At 39.4% G+C, this 20137-nt stretch carries 19 protein-coding genes and 2 pseudogenes; 16 read left to right on the top strand and 5 right to left on the bottom strand.

The window, feature by feature from the left end; translation table 11 throughout:
- Positions 1-215 precede the first annotated feature (215 nt).
- The 11 genes and pseudogenes from CD000_RS12440 (at position 216) to CD000_RS12385 (ending at position 10935) form a co-directional block, all read left to right on the top strand.
- The gene (locus tag CD000_RS12440) at positions 216-584 is read left to right on the top strand and encodes an ArsR/SmtB family transcription factor (protein ID WP_011230088.1); all 369 of its coding nucleotides are present in this window, start codon (positions 216-218) and stop codon (positions 582-584) included.
- Complete coding sequence (locus tag CD000_RS12435) at positions 577-2715, top strand: heavy metal translocating P-type ATPase (RefSeq protein ID WP_096225775.1); 2139 nt, start codon at positions 577-579, stop codon at positions 2713-2715. The genes CD000_RS12440 and CD000_RS12435 overlap by 8 nt, the downstream gene beginning before the upstream one ends.
- Positions 2716-3055: 340 nt before the next feature.
- The gene (locus CD000_RS12430; RefSeq protein ID WP_096224667.1) at positions 3056-4714 is read left to right on the top strand and encodes an IS1634 family transposase; all 1659 of its coding nucleotides are present in this window, start codon (positions 3056-3058) and stop codon (positions 4712-4714) included.
- A 184-nt stretch (positions 4715-4898) separates the two neighbouring features.
- Entirely contained in the window at positions 4899-5771 is an 873-nt protein-coding gene (locus CD000_RS12420) for a DNA-binding protein (RefSeq protein WP_011230090.1), read from the top strand.
- A 420-nt stretch (positions 5772-6191) separates the two neighbouring features.
- A complete protein-coding gene (locus CD000_RS12415; RefSeq protein WP_011230091.1) occupies positions 6192-6539 on the top strand; it encodes an ArsR/SmtB family transcription factor in 348 nt (115 codons plus the stop codon).
- Between the two features lie 39 nt (positions 6540-6578).
- A complete protein-coding gene (gene arsB / locus CD000_RS12410) occupies positions 6579-7640 on the top strand; it encodes an ACR3 family arsenite efflux transporter (RefSeq protein ID WP_011230092.1) in 1062 nt (353 codons plus the stop codon).
- 20 nt (positions 7641-7660) lie between these two features.
- A complete protein-coding gene (gene arsC / locus CD000_RS12405; protein ID WP_011230093.1) occupies positions 7661-8083 on the top strand; it encodes an arsenate reductase (thioredoxin) in 423 nt (140 codons plus the stop codon).
- Positions 8084-8231: 148 nt separating this feature from the next.
- Positions 8232-8678 carry a MarR family winged helix-turn-helix transcriptional regulator gene (locus CD000_RS12400; protein WP_011230094.1) on the top strand — a complete coding sequence of 149 codons (447 nt, stop codon included), beginning with the start codon at positions 8232-8234 and terminating at the stop codon, positions 8676-8678.
- A gap of 109 nt (positions 8679-8787) precedes the next feature.
- Positions 8788-9508 (top strand): annotated as a pseudogene (locus tag CD000_RS12395) (permease).
- Positions 9509-9521: 13 nt separating this feature from the next.
- Complete coding sequence (locus tag CD000_RS12390) at positions 9522-10316, top strand: arsenite methyltransferase (protein ID WP_011230096.1); 795 nt, start codon at positions 9522-9524, stop codon at positions 10314-10316.
- Positions 10317-10443: 127 nt separating this feature from the next.
- Positions 10444-10935, top strand: coding sequence for a GNAT family N-acetyltransferase (locus tag CD000_RS12385; protein WP_011230097.1), 492 nt, complete (start codon positions 10444-10446; stop codon positions 10933-10935).
- 229 nt (positions 10936-11164) lie between these two features.
- On the opposite strand, the gene recJ is transcribed toward CD000_RS12385, so the two are convergent.
- From recJ to CD000_RS12370, 3 genes are read right to left on the bottom strand one after another with little or no spacing between them, the layout of a single operon-like run.
- On the bottom strand, positions 11165-12826 hold the full coding sequence (gene recJ, locus CD000_RS12380; RefSeq protein WP_011230098.1) for a single-stranded-DNA-specific exonuclease RecJ: 1662 nt from the start codon (positions 12824-12826) through the stop codon (positions 11165-11167).
- A complete protein-coding gene (locus CD000_RS12375; protein WP_021322496.1) occupies positions 12807-13208 on the bottom strand; it encodes a hypothetical protein in 402 nt (133 codons plus the stop codon). Before CD000_RS12375 ends, recJ begins: the two co-directional genes overlap by 20 nt.
- 14 nt (positions 13209-13222) lie before the next feature.
- A complete protein-coding gene (locus tag CD000_RS12370; RefSeq protein WP_096225774.1) occupies positions 13223-14677 on the bottom strand; it encodes a recombinase family protein in 1455 nt (484 codons plus the stop codon).
- A gap of 132 nt (positions 14678-14809) precedes the next feature.
- Between CD000_RS12370 and CD000_RS12365 the strand changes: the two genes are divergently transcribed.
- Positions 14810-15052: a hypothetical protein gene (locus tag CD000_RS12365; RefSeq protein ID WP_011230100.1), complete on the top strand. Its 243-nt coding sequence runs from the start codon at positions 14810-14812 to the stop codon at positions 15050-15052.
- A gap of 87 nt (positions 15053-15139) precedes the next feature.
- Here CD000_RS12365 and CD000_RS12360 read toward each other — a convergent pair whose 3' ends face one another.
- On the bottom strand, positions 15140-15487 hold the full coding sequence (locus CD000_RS12360) for a helix-turn-helix domain-containing protein (protein WP_011230101.1): 348 nt from the start codon (positions 15485-15487) through the stop codon (positions 15140-15142).
- Between the two features lie 164 nt (positions 15488-15651).
- Here CD000_RS12360 and CD000_RS18850 point away from each other — a divergent pair, with 164 nt between their 5' ends.
- The 4 genes from CD000_RS18850 (at position 15652) to CD000_RS12350 (ending at position 18406) form a co-directional block, all read left to right on the top strand.
- On the top strand, positions 15652-15816 hold the full coding sequence (locus CD000_RS18850; RefSeq protein WP_011230102.1) for a hypothetical protein: 165 nt from the start codon (positions 15652-15654) through the stop codon (positions 15814-15816).
- Positions 15813-16646, top strand: coding sequence for a recombinase family protein (locus CD000_RS12355; protein ID WP_233130443.1), 834 nt, complete (start codon positions 15813-15815; stop codon positions 16644-16646). The genes CD000_RS18850 and CD000_RS12355 overlap by 4 nt, the downstream gene beginning before the upstream one ends.
- Before the next feature lie 94 nt (positions 16647-16740).
- A complete protein-coding gene (locus tag CD000_RS19215) occupies positions 16741-16899 on the top strand; it encodes a hypothetical protein (protein WP_233130442.1) in 159 nt (52 codons plus the stop codon).
- A complete protein-coding gene (locus tag CD000_RS12350; RefSeq protein ID WP_011230104.1) occupies positions 16886-18406 on the top strand; it encodes a recombinase family protein in 1521 nt (506 codons plus the stop codon). The genes CD000_RS19215 and CD000_RS12350 overlap by 14 nt, the downstream gene beginning before the upstream one ends.
- 933 nt (positions 18407-19339) lie before the next feature.
- On the opposite strand, the pseudogene CD000_RS12345 reads toward CD000_RS12350, so the two are convergent.
- Positions 19340-20137 (bottom strand): annotated as a pseudogene (locus tag CD000_RS12345) (IS66-like element ISGst1 family transposase); the annotation flags it as partial.

Raw genomic sequence — 20137 nt, 5'->3', positions numbered from 1 at the left:
AAACCTCATTATCTTTTTGCGGATAATGAGGTTTATTGTTTTTAGCTAATAGAATTTTTTGATGTAGCTAATTAAATGAAATGCCTGGTAAATATTAGGTTGATTTTTTACATCCAATTCTTTTTTGTTTTTCATTCAAATAAATGTTTGAATAATAAAAGAAATGAGGTATAATATATTCAAACGGAAATTTGAATATGAAAGGGGGATAATGAATGAGTAAGAAAGATACATGTGAAATTTATTGTTATGACGAAGAAAAAGTCAATCGAATACAAGGGGAATTGCAAAAAGAAGATATATCCAGTGTTGTCCTGTTGTTTAAAGCACTGGCAGATGAAAATAGGGCAAAAATTGCCTATTCACTTTGCCAAGATGAAGAGTTATGTGTATGTGATATTGCCAATATCATTGGGGCTTCTGTTGCAACCACTTCCCATCATTTACGGACTCTTTATAAACAAGGGATTGTAAAGTATCGAAAAGAAGGAAAGCTAGCATTTTATTCGCTGGATGATGACCATATTAAGCAGTTAATCATGATTGCGTTAGCACATGATAAAGAGGTGAAAGTCCGTGTCTGAACAACAAGCAAAATTATCTAAATCAGAAGCGAAAACCTACCGTGTTCAAGGATTTACTTGTGCAAACTGTGCGGCAAAGTTTGAAAATAATGTAAAATCATTGCCAGGTGTTCAAGATGCTAAAGTAAACTTTGGAGCATCTAAAATTACCGTTTGGGGTACAACAACCATCGAAGAATTAGAAAAAGCAGGAGCTTTTGAAAACTTAAAGGTTCGGGAAGATAAAGAAAAATCAGTCAAGCGTGAACCTTTTTGGAAGCAAAAAGAGAACATTAAAGTGTATATTTCCGCCGTTTTGCTTGTGATCAGTTGGTTTTTAGGGAAGCAATACGGAGAAGAGCATATCTTTGCGACAATTGGATATGCTGCAGCAATTTTAATCGGTGGATATTCGTTATTTATAAAAGGTTTCAAAAACCTAGTTCGATTGAATTTTGATATGAATACGCTGATGACAGTGGCGATTTTAGGAGCTGCAGCGATTGGTGAATGGGGAGAAGGTGCAACGGTTGTTATTCTATTCGCCATTAGCGAAGCCTTAGAGCGTTATTCCATGGATAAAGCTCGTCAATCCATTGAATCGTTGATGGATATTGCTCCAAAAGAAGCATTAATTCGTCGCGGAAATGAAGAAATGATGGTCCCTGTTGACGATATTCAAGTCGGAGATATTATGATCGTAAAGCCTGGTCAGAAATTAGCGATGGATGGAATCGTCATCAAGGGTACATCTACGCTAAATCAGGCTGCCATTACGGGAGAAAGTGTTCCAGTAACCAAAACAGTCGGTGATGAAGTCTTTGCAGGAACATTGAATGAAGAAGGGTTATTGGAAGTAAAAGTTACAAAACGAGTGGAAGATACAACTCTTTCGAAAATCATCCATTTAGTGGAAGAAGCTCAAGCAGAACGAGCACCTTCTCAAGCGTTTGTAGATCGTTTTGCCAAATACTATACACCAGCCATTATCATTTTTGCTCTTTTACTAGCCGTTATTCCTCCATTATTTATGGGTGCTGATTGGAGCGAATGGATTTATCGAGGTCTAGCTGTATTAGTGGTTGGTTGTCCGTGTGCGTTGGTTATTTCCACGCCTGTTTCGATTGTAACTGCCATTGGAAATGCAGCGAAAAACGGTGTGTTAATTAAAGGTGGTATTTATTTAGAGGAAGCAGGAAACTTAAAAGTGATTGCTTTTGATAAAACAGGAACATTAACAAAAGGTATTCCTTCCGTCACCGATGTAGTCACTTATAATGGCAATGAAAATGAACTAATGACCATTACAGCAGCCATTGAAAAAGGCTCACAACATCCACTTGCTTCCGCCATTATAAGAAAAGCAGAAGAAGATGGATTGAATTTTAATGATGTATCGGTTGAAGAATTCCAATCCATTACAGGTAAAGGGGTCAAAGCCAAAGTAAATAACGCAATGTATTATGTCGGAAGTCCAGGTCTTTTTGAAGAACTTCTTCCAAATGGCATCCAATCAGAAATAAAAGAACAAATTACAACCCTTCAAATACAAGGGAAAACGGTCATGGCATTAGGAACGGAAAAAGAAATTCTGGCGTTAATTGCCGTGGCAGACGAAATAAGAGAATCATCCAAAGAGGTTATTCGAAAACTTCATCAAGTCGGTATTGAAAAAACGGTGATGCTGACGGGAGATAACCAAAGAACAGCCGAAGCCATCGGAAAACAAGTCGGTGTTTCCGATATTAAAGCCGATTTACTTCCAGAAGATAAACTGAATTTCATCAAAGAGCTTCGCGACAAGCATCAAAGCGTGGCGATGGTTGGAGATGGTGTGAACGATGCACCAGCTCTTGCAGCTTCAACCGTTGGTGTGGCAATGGGTGGTGCTGGAACCGATACAGCCCTTGAAACAGCCGATATTGTCTTAATGTCTGATGATTTAAGTAAATTGCCATATACGATTAAATTGAGCCGCAAGGCTTTAGCAATTATTAAGCAAAACATTACCTTCTCTTTGGGCATTAAGGTGCTGGCGTTATTGTTAATTGTACCTGGTTGGTTAACGTTATGGTTAGCGATATTTGCGGATATGGGAGCAACATTAATCGTAACATTAAACAGCATGCGATTGCTAAATGTGAAAGAATAATGCAATAGTTGAAGAAGACACACAAAAAGACCGAATTTATTTCGGTCTTTTTGTGTGGTTTAAAAATCAACATTGAAATTTAACAAAGCCCTGATTAAAAACAGTCAAAACTAACAAAACAAATGACCTAAATTTTAGAGATCTTAATTAATTAAATGGGATTTTAATAAAAATGCTTGGCGCTTAAAGCCAAGCATTTCTTATTTTCCTAAAATTACTTAGGTAATGTCATAGGTATAACTCACATTTCGCACCCTCTCGACGAAAATCGGGAGGATTTTTTCGTTCCGATGTCGAATGAATCCTTGACACACAAGGAACGTAAAGGAGTTTTTCTCTTATGAACGTTCAAGTCAAAAAGGTCTATCGCAATCATTATTTGAATATAATAAGTGCCCTATTCAAGAAACTGGGCCTGCCCCAATTGATTGACCATCTCGTTCCCGTTGATCCACAGTGCCAGACTCGAGTCAGCGATGCCGTTCAGGCCATCATCTACAATATGTTTGACGGCCGGCAAGCCCTCGTTCACGTGGAACGATGGGCTCAGGAGATCGATCTAGAGAAACTCATCCGTCCCGGTCTCCATCCTTCCTGGTTGAACGACGATGCCTTGGCTCGTCATCTCGACCGCCTGTATGAGGCGGATATTCACAAGGTGATCAGCACTTGCTTGATTCACATTTATCGCAAAGAAGGCCTTTCCCTCCGAGCCTTTCACGCCGATACGACGGACAAGACGGTTTACGGCGCGTATGAATCGGCCTCATTAGAGGCTTTGCAGATCACACATGGCTACAACCGCCATCATCGTTGGCAAAAACAGATCGGTTTCGGACTGGTCGGCAACGAGGACGGCATCCCGTTTTACGGCGATGTGCACGACGGCAACCTGCCGGACAAAACATGGAATCCCGAGGTGCTGTCTCGTGTCCATGAACAGCTGAAGCAGGCCAAAATCGAAGACGAATGGATTTACGTGGCCGATTCCGCCGCGATGACGAAAGAGACCCTGGCGCAAACCAAAGCGGCCAACGCCTTTTTGATCACCAGAGGCCCTTCGTCGCTCCGGATCGTGAAAACCGCGCTGGCCGAAGCGGATGCTGAGGACACGACGTGGAGCGATCCCTTTACGTTGGCGGAGAGAAACGGCGCCACGTACCGGGTATGGGAAACGGCCTCGACGTATGAAGGCCACCCCGTTCGGCTGATCGTTGTTGAATCGAGCGCACTCGACCAGCGAAAAGGAAAGACGCTTGAAAAAGAACGAACCAAAGAAGCGGAGCTTCTTCGCGAGGAACAAGCCCGTTGGGAGCGTCACCCCTTCTCCTGCCGGGAAGATGCCGAACAAGCCTTGGCGTCCCTCAAGGCGTCCCTTCGCCCCCGGTTTCATCGGGTTGAGGCCGCGGTCGAAGAGATCGTACGCCTGAAAAAACGGCGCGGACGGCCGAAAAAAGGGGCGGAACCCGAGGTGGAGACGCTGTATTTCTTGCACCTTGACGTCGAATTCGACCAAGACGCGTGGGAACAGGCGAGACGGAAAGCGTCCCGGTTTGTCCTCGTCACGACCGTTCCGAAGGAATGGAAGGGCCAACCCATGGATGCCCAAGAGATCTTGAAGCTGTATAAAGGGCAGATCTCGGTGGAAATGAACTTCGCTTTTTTGAAAGATCCGTTTTTCACGGATGAGATTTACGTCAAAAAACCAGAACGGGTCGCAGTATTAGGCTATTTGTTTCTGTTGGCCTTGGCGATTTACCGCGTTTTTCAGCGCCGAGTGCGTCAGTTTATTACTCCAGAACACCCGTTGAAGGCTCCTGGAGGCCGCAAGCTGACCCGGCCGACGGGACAGGCGATTTTTCAGCTGTTTCAATATGTGAACGTCGTCCTGTTCAAGCTGCCGGATGGACGCATCCAACGCTCACTGGATCGCTCCCTCACCCCTGAACAACGAAGGATTCTGCAGGGGTTGGGGCTGGATGAGAGCATTTACGTGTAACGTCATACGGAACGACCAGCGATGGTAAAAAAAGGATTGCCATCGCTCGTTGTGTTGGTCAAAAAGTTATTCTGAAAAACTAAATAAAAAATCCTTTGTTTTGACCTTGTTAGGGTGCGAAATGTGAGGTATAACATTACCAACATATTTTTATTTTAAATAATTTTGAGCGGGGGAGAAGGAGATGGAAGTATATAATGTTCACCAAGCACTAAAAATACTTCAGGAATATTACATTACTGACTCAATTCAAATGGTTACTCGTTGGATCAGAGAAGGAAAGATTAAAGCAGAACGTTCGGCAAATCGAAAGGAGGGTTGGCGAATTTATCACGATGATTTATTCGAGTTTATTGAAGAACAGAGACCAGGTTTGCCTGAAGTAATGGGAGTTTATGAATGGTATGTAGAAAACTCTTTTTCAATGTTGGCGAATGACCATCGTGAAAAGCATAATAAATTGGATTCTGAAGAAGTTAAAGGTGATAGCACTCACTCGGAAGAATTAATGAAACAGCTCATGGAGGAGAAGAATCAATTAGAAAATCAACTCATTAATATGCAGGATGAGTTGAACTTGGTTTACGAGCAAATCACTGAATTAACGGTTAAAGTTCAAAAACTGGAAGAAGAAAATGCTTTTTTAATCGGTTTATATGAGCAAATGGATGAGATGTATCAAGAATTAGAAAAGAAAAATCAACAAGAAAGTAGTAATGAAACACCAAAAACAATGGAACGCAAATTAAAGAAAGAGATGTCTATTGAAGATTTTAAAATGATTTTCGAAAAAGTGATCAAGGGATACAAAAGTGAAACAATAAACTACATACAGCAAGAAAATAAACTAATCAACGAAATATATACGTTGTTTTTCAATGAAGATGGAGAGTTAAAAAACGAGGTTATTGATGATGGAGAATATATTTGTCCATTGACTAAGAAGAAGTATAAAAAAAATTTAAGATCCATGCTTAAAAACGCGATCCGAACCAAATTAGAACAAATCCTGAATTCAGTTGACGAAACAGTGTTAGCTAACGACTCGAGTCGTTAGTCTTTTTTACTTATCAAATAAATAAGGATTTGAAATGGAGTTAACAAACGAACCGAAACAAATAAAAGAAATTTATGACGAGGAGGAGAATCTCTCGTTCTGAAGAATAACAACAAATGGAGACGAGATAAGGCAAGTTTACTTCCGAATTTCACACTTTCGTTTGAATTTGTAAAGATTATGTTAAAGTCGTTTTTTTCTCTTGTTTTATATAAGTATGTAGTTATATACTTATTAAAGGGAAGAGTAAGTATGGTTATACTACCATATCCATTTCGTGGATATGAAAGATGTGACATCATTATTTAGTGTGAGAGGAACAAAATTGCAAATAAAGGGATTTAGGAGTATCATATTTCATTTTCGCTCATATATATAAGTAAATAACTATATAATCATAAAAGAATAGGAGGTGTTTCCATGCAAAAGACAGTAGTGGAAATAGAAAAAGCATCACACGTTTTAAAGTTGCTTGGTGATAAAACACGTTTAACGATCATGGCAATTTTAAAACAACGTGAGTGTTGTGTATGCGAGCTTCTTGAGGTGTTTGACATGAGTCAGCCGGCTATTAGTCAGCATCTTCGCAAGTTAAAAGATGCAGGATTAGTAAAAGAAGATAAGAGGGGACAGTGGATTTATTATTCCCTCAATTCACAAAATGAGTTATATGATTTCATCCAAGATATTCTGCAACATATTCCAGATCAAACAGAGAATATTCGTAAGATTGAGGAAACCAACCCTACGCTCCGTTGCGGTTGTTAACCTACTAATCTACTAATTTAAATTATTAGGGGGGAAAAAATGAATAATACGGGGAAAAAACGTCTATCGTTTTTGGATCGATACCTCACGCTTTGGATTTTCCTTGCTATGGCAGCAGGAATTGGCTTAGGATTTGTCTTTCCAGGCTTTGTAGACGGAATGAACAGTTTGCAGGTAGGGACCACATCAATTCCAATTGCGATTGGCTTAATTTTAATGATGTATCCTCCGTTAGCAAAAGTTCGTTATGAGGAGATTGGGCGCGTCTTTAAAGATGTGAAAGTATTAGTGTTATCGCTCGTACAAAACTGGATTATTGGACCGATTCTTATGTTTTTGTTGGCGATCATATTCTTACCGGATAAACCGGAATACATGGTCGGACTCATCATGATCGGTCTGGCACGTTGTATTGCGATGGTGATTGTCTGGAATGATTTAGCGAAAGGAGACAGGGAGTACGCAGCTGGATTGGTGGCGTTTAACTCTGTATTCCAAATGCTATTTTACTCTGTTTATGCGTATGTGTTTGTGACGATCATTCCAGAATGGTTAGGACTAGAAGGTGCTGTCGTTAATATTACAATGATGGAAGTCGCTAAGTCGGTGTTTATTTACTTAGGAATTCCGTTTCTTGGCGGAATGTTGACGCGCTTTTTGTTAGTAAAAGCAAAGGGCAGACAATGGTATGAAAAAGTATTTATTCCAAAAGTCAGCCCGATTACATTGATTTCTTTGTTGTTTACGATTATCGTCATGTTCTCTTTAAAAGGAGACGTCATTGTAAGCTTGCCGTTGGATGTAGTGAGAGTTGCCATTCCATTGTTGATTTACTTTGTGTTGATGTTCTTCGTTTCCTTCTTCTTAGGGAGGAAATTTGGAGCGAGATACCCTGTAACCACAACACTTGCCTTTACAGCCGGCAGTAATAACTTTGAGTTAGCGATTGCCGTAGCTGTTGGCGTGTTTGGGATCCATTCCGGTGCAGCATTTGCAGCTGTTATTGGACCACTGGTGGAAGTGCCTGTCATGATTGCGTTAGTCAACGTGGCACTATGGTTTCAACGAAAATACTTTAAAACAGAATCAGTATCATACTAACAACAGAGGTGGAAGGAAATATGAAAAACAAAAAGATCATTTACTTCTTATGCACAGGTAACTCTTGCCGCAGCCAAATGGCAGAAGGATGGGCAAAAAAATATCTTGGCGACGAGTGGGAAGTGTACAGCGCCGGTATTGAAGCGCATGGACTAAATCCAAACGCGGTAAAAGTCATGAAAGAAGTAGGAATTGATATTTCGAACCAGACATCGGATATCATTGATCCGGAAATTTTAAATAAAGCGGATTTGGTAGTAACATTATGTGGTCATGCAGCGGACCATTGTCCAGTAACCCCACCAAATGTGAAACGTGTTCATTGGGGATTTGATGATCCGGCAAAGGCGGAAGGAACGGAGGAGGAAAAATTAGCTGTATTCCGTCGTGTTCGCGATGAAATCGGCGCGCGCATCAAAAAATTTGCTGAAACAGGCGAATAAGACTAAATGACAGCCGAGAAGAATCTTCTCGGCTGATTTTACAGGAGGGGAAATCATGATAAAAATTGGTGAAATTTTATTCTATTTTCTAAATTAAAAAGTTGCAATATGCAAATAATGTGATATAAATAATTATAGAGGTGAAAAAATGGAAAACATTAGAGAGTTGTTTCAAGTGATGACACGTCGTTTTGGATTGCTAAATAAAAATTGCTGTTCGATTGATGATGTAGATATTTCTCTCGTTCAAAGCCATATTCTTTATGAAATTGACAAAAGAGAACATCCCTCCATGCAACAAGTGGCTGAAGCATTAGGAATGGATATTACCACGTTCAGCAGACAGATTCAAAATTTAGTGAAAAAGGGATTAGTAAAAAAAACGCCGCTTCCTGAAGATCGAAGAGTATACACGTTATCGTTAACCACCGAAGGAAAGTTTATCGCAACAACCATTGATCGAGAAATAAATCGATATCTAGAAGAAGTGTTTTCACATATGACGGAATTTGAGAAAGAAACCGTGATTCGTTCGATTAAATTGTTGAATGAGTGTATGGCAAAATCAAGTGTATGTTGTAAACCGTTATTTTGAGGCAAGTATATCTAGGCTTGCCTGTTTGTTAAACATATAGTTGTAATTTGCAAATAAAATAAGGAGAGATAATCAATGAGCATAGCGATTTTTCAAGACTTTCTCTTATATTGCGTTAGAATTAACTCTTTTGTTTTTGGCTATTTCGTTCGTCATTCACTTTTCAGTAAGGATATATTCCTTATGATAAAATGCAAAGTTTGTTAACAAAGCGCCATCCGTTATTCGGAGCATTGGTTGCTGTCGCGTTTGCGTTTTGCTCATGTTCTACGATCCCAGTTGTCGTATCGCTTTTAAACCAGAAGGTCCGTTTCGGTATTGTGATGATTTTTCTCTTTGATTCTCCTGTGCTCGATCCAATCATATTGACACTCATGGCTGCGACACTCGGAGTAAAAAAAGGAGAAGTAGAGATCGGAAAGAAACGAAACATGAGAGAAGCTTTACAGGAGACCTTTCACTTAATAAAAACGGTTTATCCATATTTGCTTTTGGGTGCAGGCATTGAAGCCATTATTCATGGTGCTGTACTGACAGAATGGATTTCAACCTATATGGGGGGTGATAAGTGGTGGCTTGTTCCACTTGCAGCAATCATCGGAATTCCTTTGTATATCCGCCTTTTCACGATGATTCCCATTTCACAAATGTTGATTGCAAAAGGCATGGCATTAGGACCTGTTATGGCGCCGATGGTTAGCTCAGCAGGGGCAAGCTTACCGGAGATCACATGATTACACAGTATCTTTAGAAAGAAGCTGGTCTTTGCGTTTGTAGGTTCTGTCATGACGATGGCAACGTTATCAGGATTTTTATTCTATATCATTTAAGGAGTGATAACTTATGAATCACGTTAATAACGATCAAATCCGGCAAAATGTCCGCAGCCGCTATAAGCAAATTGCGCTGCAGGAAGTAAATTCTAGAAGCTGTTGTTCAGACTCTTCCGGATGTTGTGGTACACCTAATGAGGTATCAGCAAAACTAGGATACTCGGATGAGGAATTATCTGCCGTGCCAGAAGGAGCTAATCTTGGACTTGGTTGCGGCAACCCGCTAGCAATTGCGGAATTGAACCCCGGAGATGTGGTGTTGGATCTTGGTTGTGGTGCCGGTTTCGATTGCTTTTTGGCTGCTCGTCAGGTCGGAGAAACCGGGCGCGTCATTGGTGTGGATATGACACCAGAAATGATCAGCAAAGCACGCAACAATGCTGCCAAGGGTGGCTTTACCAATACTGAATTTCGGTTAGGAGAAATCGAATATTTACCGGTGGCAGATGGTTCGGTGGATGTCATTATTTCCAATTGCGTCATTAATCTTTCTCCAGATAAGCCCCAGGTGTTCAAGGAAGCCTATCGTGTGCTGAAACCAGGAGGGCGCCTTGTCATTTCCGACGTTGTGGCGACGGCAGAACTTCCATCGGAAATCAAAAACAATATGGATGTCTTGTATTCGGGCTGCGTATCAGGAGCAGCATCGATTGGTGAACTGGAATCCATGTTACAACAGAGTGGATTCACACAGATCACCATTGAACCAAAAGATGAATCGAAGGAGTTTATCAAAGATTGGGTGCCTGGAGCGAACATCGAGGATTACATTGTTTCTGCGATCATTAAAGCAATGAAACCTTAAAAAATGTGGTGTAACAGATCGGAACTCGTTGGGGAAGAAAAGCGTGAGTGTTGCTAATGTTACATGGAAAAGGCATTAGGCGATTCCTAGTGCCTTTTCTGTATGAAAATAAGGAGGGATTTTTCATATGAACATTCGTAGCTTTCGCAAAGAGGATTGGATGCAAGTGAAGGAAATTTACGAGCAAGGAATTGCGACAGGACAAGCAACGTTTGAAACGACAGCACCATCGTTTGAAAAATGGGAATCGACCATTGCCGCAAATTTATGTTTGGTCGCTGAAAACGAAGAAGGCATTCAAGGCTGGTGTAAGATAAGTAAAGTATCGGATCGCTGCGTGTATGAAGGGGTGGGAGAGGTGAGTGTGTATGTTCGAGATGTGAGTCGGGGAAAAGGAGTGGGAAAAAAACTTCTACAAGCTATGATCAAAGAATCCGAGGCAAAAGGATTTTGGACATTAACAGCAGGGATTTTCCCTGAAAACATACCAAGTTTACGTTTACATCAAAGTGTTGGATTTCGTGAAGTTGGTATCCGACAACGTATAGGAAAGTTAAATGGGGTATGGCGTGATGTGGTATTGCTTGAGCGTCGCAGTCCAGTTGTAGGTATAGACTGATTATGAATTTTATATTATGTAATCACTTTGTATATATAAAAGTGGCAGATTATTCTCGGATTCATAGCGAACCAAAATAAATCTGCCACTAGAGTTAGATCCAAATACAATTGTGTTATTTCCATATACCATTCTGTCAATGTACAGCCCCTCGTTGTGGGTTATGTCCTCCTCTGCAAAAAACAGTATATTTTGTTAATTGTATTTAACTTTTTCCAAGGCTCTTTTGTTATTGGATGAAACGAAGATCATGAATTAAAAAATCTTTTTTTATCGGACAGCTAGGAGTGTAAAGACATTCAGCTAACGATTGTTGTTGGAGTTTGTTTGCCATTGCTCCTTTAAAGAAGGCAATGGCTTTTTTATCATTTGTTATTAATTTTAAATGTTCATTGTTTTTTCCGAATACTTGGAATTGCTTGATTACCAGCGGTGAGCAATAAAACAACGGCTTTGGAAATGACATTCCGAATGGTTCTAAAACGCCTAAGTCATCAAAAATATGCATAGGGAACTGATGTAAGGGAATTGTACTAATATATTTTAATTTTGGAGTTAGTGGCGGTTCGTCTAAGGCTGCTAGTTGAATCGCTTCTCTAAAAGCATGAATATGATCAAAATCGGGTTTAATCGAAAAACCAGCAGCGGCTCGATGACCACCGTATTTGGTTAAGAAATGGGAGCATTTCTTAATCACATTAATCATGGAAAAATCCGTCGCATTTACACTTCTGGCAGAACCGGCTCCTGTCAAGGAAATCACAATCGCTGGCTTTTTGAATTTATTGGCTATTTTTGCAGCAATGAGACCGATAATTCCGCTGTGAAAATCATCGCAAACAACAATAACATTTTGTTTGTACCATTGATTTTGAATAATTTGTTCCTCAATACGTTGGAATTGTTCTTTTGTCATTTGTTGCCGCTTTTTATTTAAAGTAATTAATGAATAAAGATCGGCTTTTGCACATAAAGGGTTGACTAGGATATCCACAGCTTGGTTTGGATCACCAATTCGTCCCGACGAGTTAAAAATCGGTCCAATTTGAAAGCTAATGGTGGAACTATCGACATATTTAATTCGTAACATCTCAAAGAGTTTTTTTAATACAGGGGTTGGTGTATAGTTCATTTTTTGCAATCCAAGTTTACAAATAATACGATTTTCTCCTTTGAGAGGCATTAGATCCGCAATCGTACCTAACGTGGCAAACTCAATAAATTCGTAAACATGTTTATCCCAAGGAATTTTTCCTGCCATAAATAGTGCCTGTACGACTTTTAAAGCGACTCCCGCACCTGCCAGATGCGGGAAAGGATAAGTGTTGTCATGACGCTTTGGATTAATAAACGCATAACAGTCGGGATGCGGACCTAAAACTTCGTGATGATCCGTAACAATGACATCCATGCCTCTTCTTTTTGCCACTTCCATGGCAGGGTGGGCACTTGATCCATTGTCTACTGTAATAATTAAAGTGGTGTCTTCCGGAACTTTTTCCATTGCTTTCGGGGACAAACCGTACCCTTCACTGCGAAGTGGCAATCGATAATGGACATCTGCTTTAAATTTCTTTAAAGCTTTGTACAGGATAGCCGTTGCTGTCATTCCATCTACATCATAATCACCATAAATGAAAATCTTTTCTTTTTGCGTCAAGGCTTTAATAATGCGTATAATCGCTTTTTTCATGTCATTCATCAGAAATGGATCATGAAAATCATCTATGGTCGGAAATATGAATCGTGATACTTTTTCGCAATTGTCGATGCCGTGAATAAACAAGTGGTGCATCAGTACCGGTTCGATATCAAACTGTCTTGCCATATAGGTGATCAAAGCTTTATTGGGATGTTTTTCTAGTGATGTATCAAACGGTACCCAATCCATACTTACCGTCCTCTCGTGAGTTGTAAAACCAAACATATTTTTTGGCTTGAAAAACGTTTAATGTTTGAAAAAATCGGTCGGATGGGATGTTTTTTGTTCCGTAGTATTCTTGATAAAAAAACGCAAGGTACTCTAGAGGACGGTTATATGTTAAATACTCTCTGTAAAAATTAATTGGCATCGGGAATGCGTTCTCGTATTCAATTCCTCCTTTTGACAACACAAAATACAACTCGAATGGCGTGTCGATTTCAAGCGAACTCATCACTTCTTTATAAAAAATGACACCCGAATTTTTGTAAGAGATCAGTTCTTTTTTTAGATGAAGCAGATTCTGAAATTGATTAGTATCGAGCAATTGGCGTAAGGTGATCGGTTTCATGCTGTCAACTCCATTTACTGAATGTTTAATACGATTTCAATATCCTTTTCATCAAGTAAAATCACTTTTTCAACAATCGTTTTAATTAATGATTTTGCTTCCGGGACTGGTAAAACATCGATTGCATCGATCACATTGTTCATTTTTTCTTTCACCATTGCCTCAAGCTTTTTTACATCCACCGAAGAAGCATTTTCCGTTTTTTGAACTTCTGCAATGATTTGTTCCATCCGCTTTTTTTCTTCATTTAAATCTTCTAATTCAATGAGTCCTGCAGTGTACGCTTCCACTTTTCGTTTATAACGGTTTTTAGCGGTTCGAATTTTTTGCTCGATTGTGCTCTCTTCGTTTTCAGCAGCCTTTTGAATAAGATGAGGAATCATTTGGGAGTTAATCGAATCGGCTAACTTTAATAACCCATGTTTAAACCATGATTCCACATCGTCAGCGCGGTACTGTTTGCTTGTACACGTTCCTTTGTTTTTGTTAGCGGAACAACGGTAAACGCGATAGCGATTTTTCGCTGAACCTGACCAACCAATGCTCATTCCTGAACCACATCTGCCGCATTTTAATAGTCCACCAAGCAAATGCGGACTTGTCTGTGCTCGAGGTGCCATTTGTTTTTTATTTACTCTTTTTTGTACTTGTTCCCATGTAGCTTGATCAATAATAGCTGGACAAGCGTCTTCAAGGACAACCCAATCAGCGTCATCTTTTTTTACCCGCTTCGATTTACTGGAATCCATGCGGTTCCAAAACAGGGTTCCTTTATATACGGGATTCGTAAGCATTAGTTTAATAGCCCGAATCGACCATTCTTTTTTCTGACGAGAAGGTATTCCTTCTTCATTTAGCTTTTTAGCAATCGCATAGTAGCCGAGCCCTTTATTAAGGTACCAATCATAAACGTTTCGAACGATTTGTGCTTCCGGTTCATAAATAACCAACTCTTTATTCTGTAACCGATAACCGTAAGGGCTTTGTGTTAACCATTTTCCTTGTCTGGCTGCGTGCAGCATGTTTTCAAAAACACGTTCCCGAATTCGTTCTCGTTCAAACTCAGCAACCGCACCTAAAACCTGTAAGGTGAGACGACCGGATGGAGTATTGGTGTCAAACGATTCACTAATCGAAATAAATGAAACGTTATGCTCCTGGAACATATCAATTAATTTCAAAAGATCCAATAGTCGTCGGCTCAAACGGTCCAATTTCGTGACTAATATTTTGGAAATCGTCCCCTTTTTTACTTCCTTTAATAAACGATTTAATTCCGGACGATCAAGATTCTTAGCAGAATAACCGTCATCTATAAAAAGTAGAGGTTCTTCACTCCATCCCATGGCTCGGCAATAAGCTTTTAGCCGTTCTTGTTGTTCATCGAGTGAAACCCCTTCCCGAGCTTGTTCGTCCGTAGAAACGCGGCAATATAAAGCAATCGATCTTTCTTGAAAAGTGTCTTTCATACAGATTGCCTCCAACACTGTTTGTCCCATATCCCATATATATGTTTGGATGAACCAAACAATGAGTTTGACCGATTTGCAGGGTTGTCCTACCTCACTTTCTGCATATGTATGAGCAAAGGGGGAATACCGATGGAAGATGTAAAAGTTCGCTTCTCCGTAAATAGCAGTTTAGGAAAATTTTCATTTGACGACATCCACGATCTTCATAGTCACCCCGTTGCTCAAATGATCCAAGAAAAAATGGTTGCATGGGAACAGAAGTTTAAGGGAAGCGCAATTCATCACCTATTGCATAAAGAAATCGGTCAGGAACAAGCCAAACAGATTCAAGTTGCCTTCCAACAAAAAGAGAGCCAACCGATCGATGGTTAGGCTCTCCTTTTTTGTTAATTTTATTCATGATTATAAACGTATGTTTATTATAGTGAATAAAATTCCCAAAATTTGTTTATCATAAAATTAGCGAGTGGAGTTTTCATTTAAAAACAAATGAACTCCTCGTTCCAGTGTGGAAAGGAGGTAATCAGCGACTTCAGGGTGCTTTTGTTCCAATTCCTTTAGTTGTTTCATGACATGCTGGATCCGAATATCGAATTCGCTATCACTGGAATGTGTTGTTTCAACAGGAAGGAGTGAGAGTTCTTCTTGAAGTTTTTCGAGAAGTGAAAGCTGAATGGTATCTGTTTTACCCGTTTCTAAATTGCTGAGATAAGCGGGAGAAACATTTAACCGTTCAGCGAAAGCATTTAAACTGATTCCTTTTTGTTTTCTTAGCACACGAATTCGTTCTCCTATATGTTGCAACATATTCGAATTCCTCCATAAAAATGGCTAGACGCATGTATTTTCAAAGAAATACAGGTTTGGTTAGAAACAAAGGCTTTATTGTATTTCAACATTCATCCAAAAAAATCCTGTTTGTAAGCTTAAGTTTTAGAAAAACATCATAAATTTTTTGAGGAGAGATAGAAATGAAAAGAAAAATCCCAAAAGTAACTTGCCAAGTCGTTTCTATTCAATATGTTCATGATCCAGAGGCAGCTGAAAAGTGGTTTGACTTGTACACAGATATTATTTTGAAGCAAATACAGAACAGGCAAGAAACGAAAAGGGACTCGGAGGTGTTGGATGATTGAAAACGGTTGCTTACTACCGCAACTCGATTAGCAAAGAAAAGCAGAAGTTATCCATTGAAATGCAAATGCAGCATGTGCATGAGGTAGCAGCAAAAAACCGTTTATTGATCGATGATGAGTTTATGGATCGAGAAACGTCCGCCAGAAAAAAGAAAATGGAAGAGAGAAAGGGCATGGCGCAGCTAATCGAAGAAATAAAAAAGGGGCGGGTAAAAAATTTAATTGTGTACAGCCGTTGCCGCTTGGCACGAAATGTACAACAGTATATGAGTTTATATGATTTACTAAGGCAGCATAAGGTAAATGTCATTTTCGCAGCGGACTTTGAATTTCCTATGATGTATACGGCGGAGGCTGAATTAATTGAACGGATTGTCGCCGCCATGAACCAGGAAGATGCTGAAAAATTGGTTCAAAAATTGCAAGATTCTAAAGTAACTGTAGCAAGAGAAGGAAAACATGCTGGGGGACGTATTCCATTTGGGTATCGATCACCCCGAGAGGATCTTGAAGAGGATAAGGAGGAGTCTGATTGGATTTTAGTTGAAGAGGAAGTAAAGACAATCCAAAACGTTTATGATTTATTTTTGCAAAAAGATTTTAGCTCCCTCACAAAATTTGTAGAGATAGTAAACGAATTGGGACTGCGCTTTAAAGATAATAAGGAATGGAACTATTCTAATATGCAAAACGTTCTTACAAACCCTATTTACAAAGGAAAAAGAATATCTCACATAAAGGGAGAAGAAATTGAAAAAGATGTGCCGCATCTTAAGATTGTCGATACTTCAATTAAACAAGTCGATGTTACAGATGTTAAAGAAATATGAACAAAGCTTGTTTGTTAAATCCGAATTAGAATCCAGGATTTTCGAAATAAGCGAAAAGTTTAAGACGATACATGATTGGAAACAGGAATCATCGTTGAAAATGATTGATCCGGACATGGAAGACGATCAAAAAATAGAATTGCTGCAGGACATTATCTCTCGTGTTCGGGTCAGTAAAGAGAAAATTGAAATTATTTTCCGTCATCCATTATTTACAGGATTGGAGGGAAGGGAAGAAATTGGACTTATCTAAGATTTTGACACCCGGCATGAAGGGGGTTTTTTATGGTCGGCATTCCACGCATAAGCAGACAATGGAAACACAGCGTCGTAGCGCCTATGATTTAGCCGAAAAATATCAGTGTACAATTGTGGAGGAAATTCTGGACGAGGGAGTGTCTTCACGAAAAAAAGATCGTGAAGGATATAAGCGATTGATTGCTGCAGCTTATGAAAAGAAATTTGACTTCGTTATTATCTACTCACATTCCCGTATTGCACGCATACCTGAAGAACATGATCTGATACGCGCAACGATGCATATATTAGATATCCCAATCATCGAAAGTGAAACAGAAAGTTTATATGATTTTGGCGACACTATTTTTAGAGCGATTAAAGATGGAATAGCCAAATATGAGCTGGATAAAATCCGGATCAATACAAAAAATGCAATTGAAACGTTGGCGAAAAATGGACGATGGACAGGTGGCAGGGCTCCGTTTGGGTATCAGTATACTTCCAAAAAGGAAGGAGGAACTGAAAAGTTTGATATAGTGGAAGCTGAAATAGAATTGGTGAAAAAAGTGTTTGAGTTATATAAAAATCATCATGGTTTTTCATCTATTGCCAGACAGCTTCCTGAAAACAGTTATCGTGGAAAAGCATGGACTAAGGACCGTGTAAAAAACATCATTACGAATCCCTTTTATGCAGGTTATATCGCGATCAGAAGAAAGCACGAAAAGAAACACAATGCGTTAAAAGACAGAAGTGAGTGGATAATGAAAAAAAGTCCACTTATTCCGGCGGTTTTAACGATTGAAGAATGGGAATATTGCTGGAATCTATACAAAACAAAGAACGAGAGAAAAATTCCACCGAAACACTTTAAAACATCTTTTCTGTTAACAGGTTTGTTAAAGTGCCAAAATTGTAATGGGGGGTTAATTGGAAAAGATCAGCGAACGACGAGCAACCAGGGAAAAGTATATGGAAAGAAAGTGTATTTATGCAAATCATGCAATTATAAAATAGATGCAGATGATGCACATCAAACGGTATTAAAAGTATTCAGAAGTTATCAAGGTGTAGATACAGAGAAACTGATCTCGGCTGTTCAGGAAAAAGTGGAAACAGAAATTAGCAACATCAAGAAAAGTATTGAGGATTTAAAAGTGTCATGGCAAACAGAAAAACGAAAACTCCAGCTTTGCGATATTGAAATTGAAAAAGCCTTTAAAAGGAAGGAAGAAAAGGAACCTCACATCAAAATATTGATCATTACAAAAGATCGAATCCTAAACAAAGTTCATCAAATTGAACGTTGGATTGAGGAAAAAGAGGCAAAAATAAAATTCTTAGAAGAGGTTCAAAAAAATGAAAATTTAATTAGAGATCATTTAAAACAATTTCAGGCTCCTGTCTCTAGCTGCAATGAAGATATGCGAGCGTTGTTCCTGTATTTATTTGAAGAAATTATGGTTAATAAAAAAGGACATTTGCAATGTAAACTACGTTTCAATTTAGATGATAAATGATACAAAAATCTCCTCATTTGCAGGAGATTTTTTTATTTATGTAATAACATATCTCGGTGATTAGGTGCATATATTGGTAGGTAAAGCAATTTTTCTCGGTAATTAAGGGTAGGACCCGATCGCGATCAGCCCCAAATTACCGATATTGATACGACTGAAATTCAAGAAAAACCTTTGATTTCAAGGGACAAGCTGGGGTTTGTCCTAATTTTATTATGGACAAGGAAGTCCTTTTTTAACAGTTCTCGGTTATTTGGATAGAGGAGATTTGGAAACTCGGTAATTAGGTTGGTTAAGTATTACTGTTACATCTTATCGATCCAATGTCAAAGATGATTAGACCAACTGTGTTGAAGAATATGTTAGTGCAATACCGTGTCAATGCTTAAAACAGAATAATGAGAATTAGAAAAAGAAATCGAAACTAAACAACAAGATCTAATTCTATTCTCATTACAACTTTAAACAAGGAGGAGAGAACTTCCTTGTTTTTTAGCGACTAAAGTAAAGTTACATCACTAATGTTATGATCATAAATTTACCTTGATTCAAAATTAGATTAGGCGAACAAGCAAAATTGTTCGGTTTTGGAGTAGTAACAAGGAAAATCCAAGGATTTGCAGTTCGGCAAGGAGGTAGTTGAGGGATATGAAGGTTTTATATTAAAAAGAATCAGAATACTAAATGGGTTTTTGTTGAAATAAAGGTAATTTATTCGTTAAAATATTGGTGGTATCTGCCAATTGGGGGAGGTTTAATTGTTAATTCCATTTTGGTTTCGTTTATTATTTCTTTTTATGTCTTATTTTCCTTTATTTTTGGTACTGTTTATAAAATTTTTTAATTATGAATTCCTTGTTGTAACTATTCACCCCAGTGCTAGTGTATAAAAAAGCCCAGCACAAATAGGGCATTTCGGTCATAGAAAATGCCCTAGGTAGCGGAAAGAACTCGATCGATCGTTTCGCCTGCCAACAGAAGACATAACGAATCCCACACGTTTTTTTCGTGTTTCGTCAGTGTGGAAACGATGCTTCTTGCGATGCAAAACGACTGCGCGAATGTTTCTTCGCGAAACGTACCCGAAATGTTCTCTTTGACTTTGACCATGCGAAGATCGCGTTCGGCTTGGTTGTTATCAAAGGGAACATGTACTTCACGTAAGAAACGCAGCGCTTCTTCCTTTCGTTTTTGAAGGCGTCGAACAAAAGCGAGTGCTTTTTTCGGAAGAGGCGTCATCGTTTCTAATCGGTGTTGTGCTCTTTCTAGGATGCGATCATACACTCGTTCCCACCGTCTCGCTTCTTCTTCGGAAAGTGCACCGTGATGGGCTTCGACGGCTTGCTTGGCGGCTAACAGAAACGTGGTCATGCGCATCGCCCACGTATGCCCCTGTTCGATGAATCCTTTTAACTCACGCAAATGGTGGGCATGACAAAGGGCATGGGTGGCATGTGTGTATTTCGGATACGTACCGAACGCATCGTGCATCATCGTCCCTTCATATCGGGGAAGAATCCCGATATCATCGGTCGCTTTTTTTCCACGAGAAGCGTGAGGAGCCAAGTATGTATATCTCGATGTACACGCGACATGCACCCATGCGAGTTTCCCATTGATGCGCAAACTCGTTTCATCGACATGCAGGATGTTGGATTCAAGTAAGGCGTCTTCGATGATGTCCATATTTGATTCCAACGATTCGCGTCCTCGTTTCACCATATTGGCAAG

The organism is Geobacillus sp. FJAT-46040 (genome assembly GCF_002335725.1).
GTDB classification, from domain to species: Bacteria; Bacillota; Bacilli; order Bacillales; family Anoxybacillaceae; genus Geobacillus; species Geobacillus thermoleovorans.
Note: the sequence above shows the minus strand (reverse complement) of the source record. Positions and strands in the feature narration are given on the sequence as shown.

Coding starts and splice junctions, on each gene's coding strand:
- CD000_RS12440 (WP_011230088.1), top strand. CDS start 216: ATGAGTAAGAAAGATACATGTGAAATTTATTGTTATGACGAAGAAAAA.
- CD000_RS12430 (WP_096224667.1), top strand. CDS start 3,056: ATGAACGTTCAAGTCAAAAAGGTCTATCGCAATCATTATTTGAATATA.
- CD000_RS12420 (WP_011230090.1), top strand. CDS start 4,899: ATGGAAGTATATAATGTTCACCAAGCACTAAAAATACTTCAGGAATAT.
- CD000_RS12415 (WP_011230091.1), top strand. CDS start 6,192: ATGCAAAAGACAGTAGTGGAAATAGAAAAAGCATCACACGTTTTAAAG.
- arsB (WP_011230092.1), top strand. CDS start 6,579: ATGAATAATACGGGGAAAAAACGTCTATCGTTTTTGGATCGATACCTC.
- arsC (WP_011230093.1), top strand. CDS start 7,661: ATGAAAAACAAAAAGATCATTTACTTCTTATGCACAGGTAACTCTTGC.
- CD000_RS12400 (WP_011230094.1), top strand. CDS start 8,232: ATGGAAAACATTAGAGAGTTGTTTCAAGTGATGACACGTCGTTTTGGA.
- CD000_RS12390 (WP_011230096.1), top strand. CDS start 9,522: ATGAATCACGTTAATAACGATCAAATCCGGCAAAATGTCCGCAGCCGC.
- CD000_RS12385 (WP_011230097.1), top strand. CDS start 10,444: ATGAACATTCGTAGCTTTCGCAAAGAGGATTGGATGCAAGTGAAGGAA.
- recJ (WP_011230098.1), bottom strand. CDS start 12,826: ATGGATTGGGTACCGTTTGATACATCACTAGAAAAACATCCCAATAAA.
- CD000_RS12375 (WP_021322496.1), bottom strand. CDS start 13,208: ATGAAACCGATCACCTTACGCCAATTGCTCGATACTAATCAATTTCAG.
- CD000_RS12370 (WP_096225774.1), bottom strand. CDS start 14,677: ATGAAAGACACTTTTCAAGAAAGATCGATTGCTTTATATTGCCGCGTT.
- CD000_RS12365 (WP_011230100.1), top strand. CDS start 14,810: ATGGAAGATGTAAAAGTTCGCTTCTCCGTAAATAGCAGTTTAGGAAAA.
- CD000_RS12360 (WP_011230101.1), bottom strand. CDS start 15,487: ATGTTGCAACATATAGGAGAACGAATTCGTGTGCTAAGAAAACAAAAA.
- CD000_RS18850 (WP_011230102.1), top strand. CDS start 15,652: ATGAAAAGAAAAATCCCAAAAGTAACTTGCCAAGTCGTTTCTATTCAA.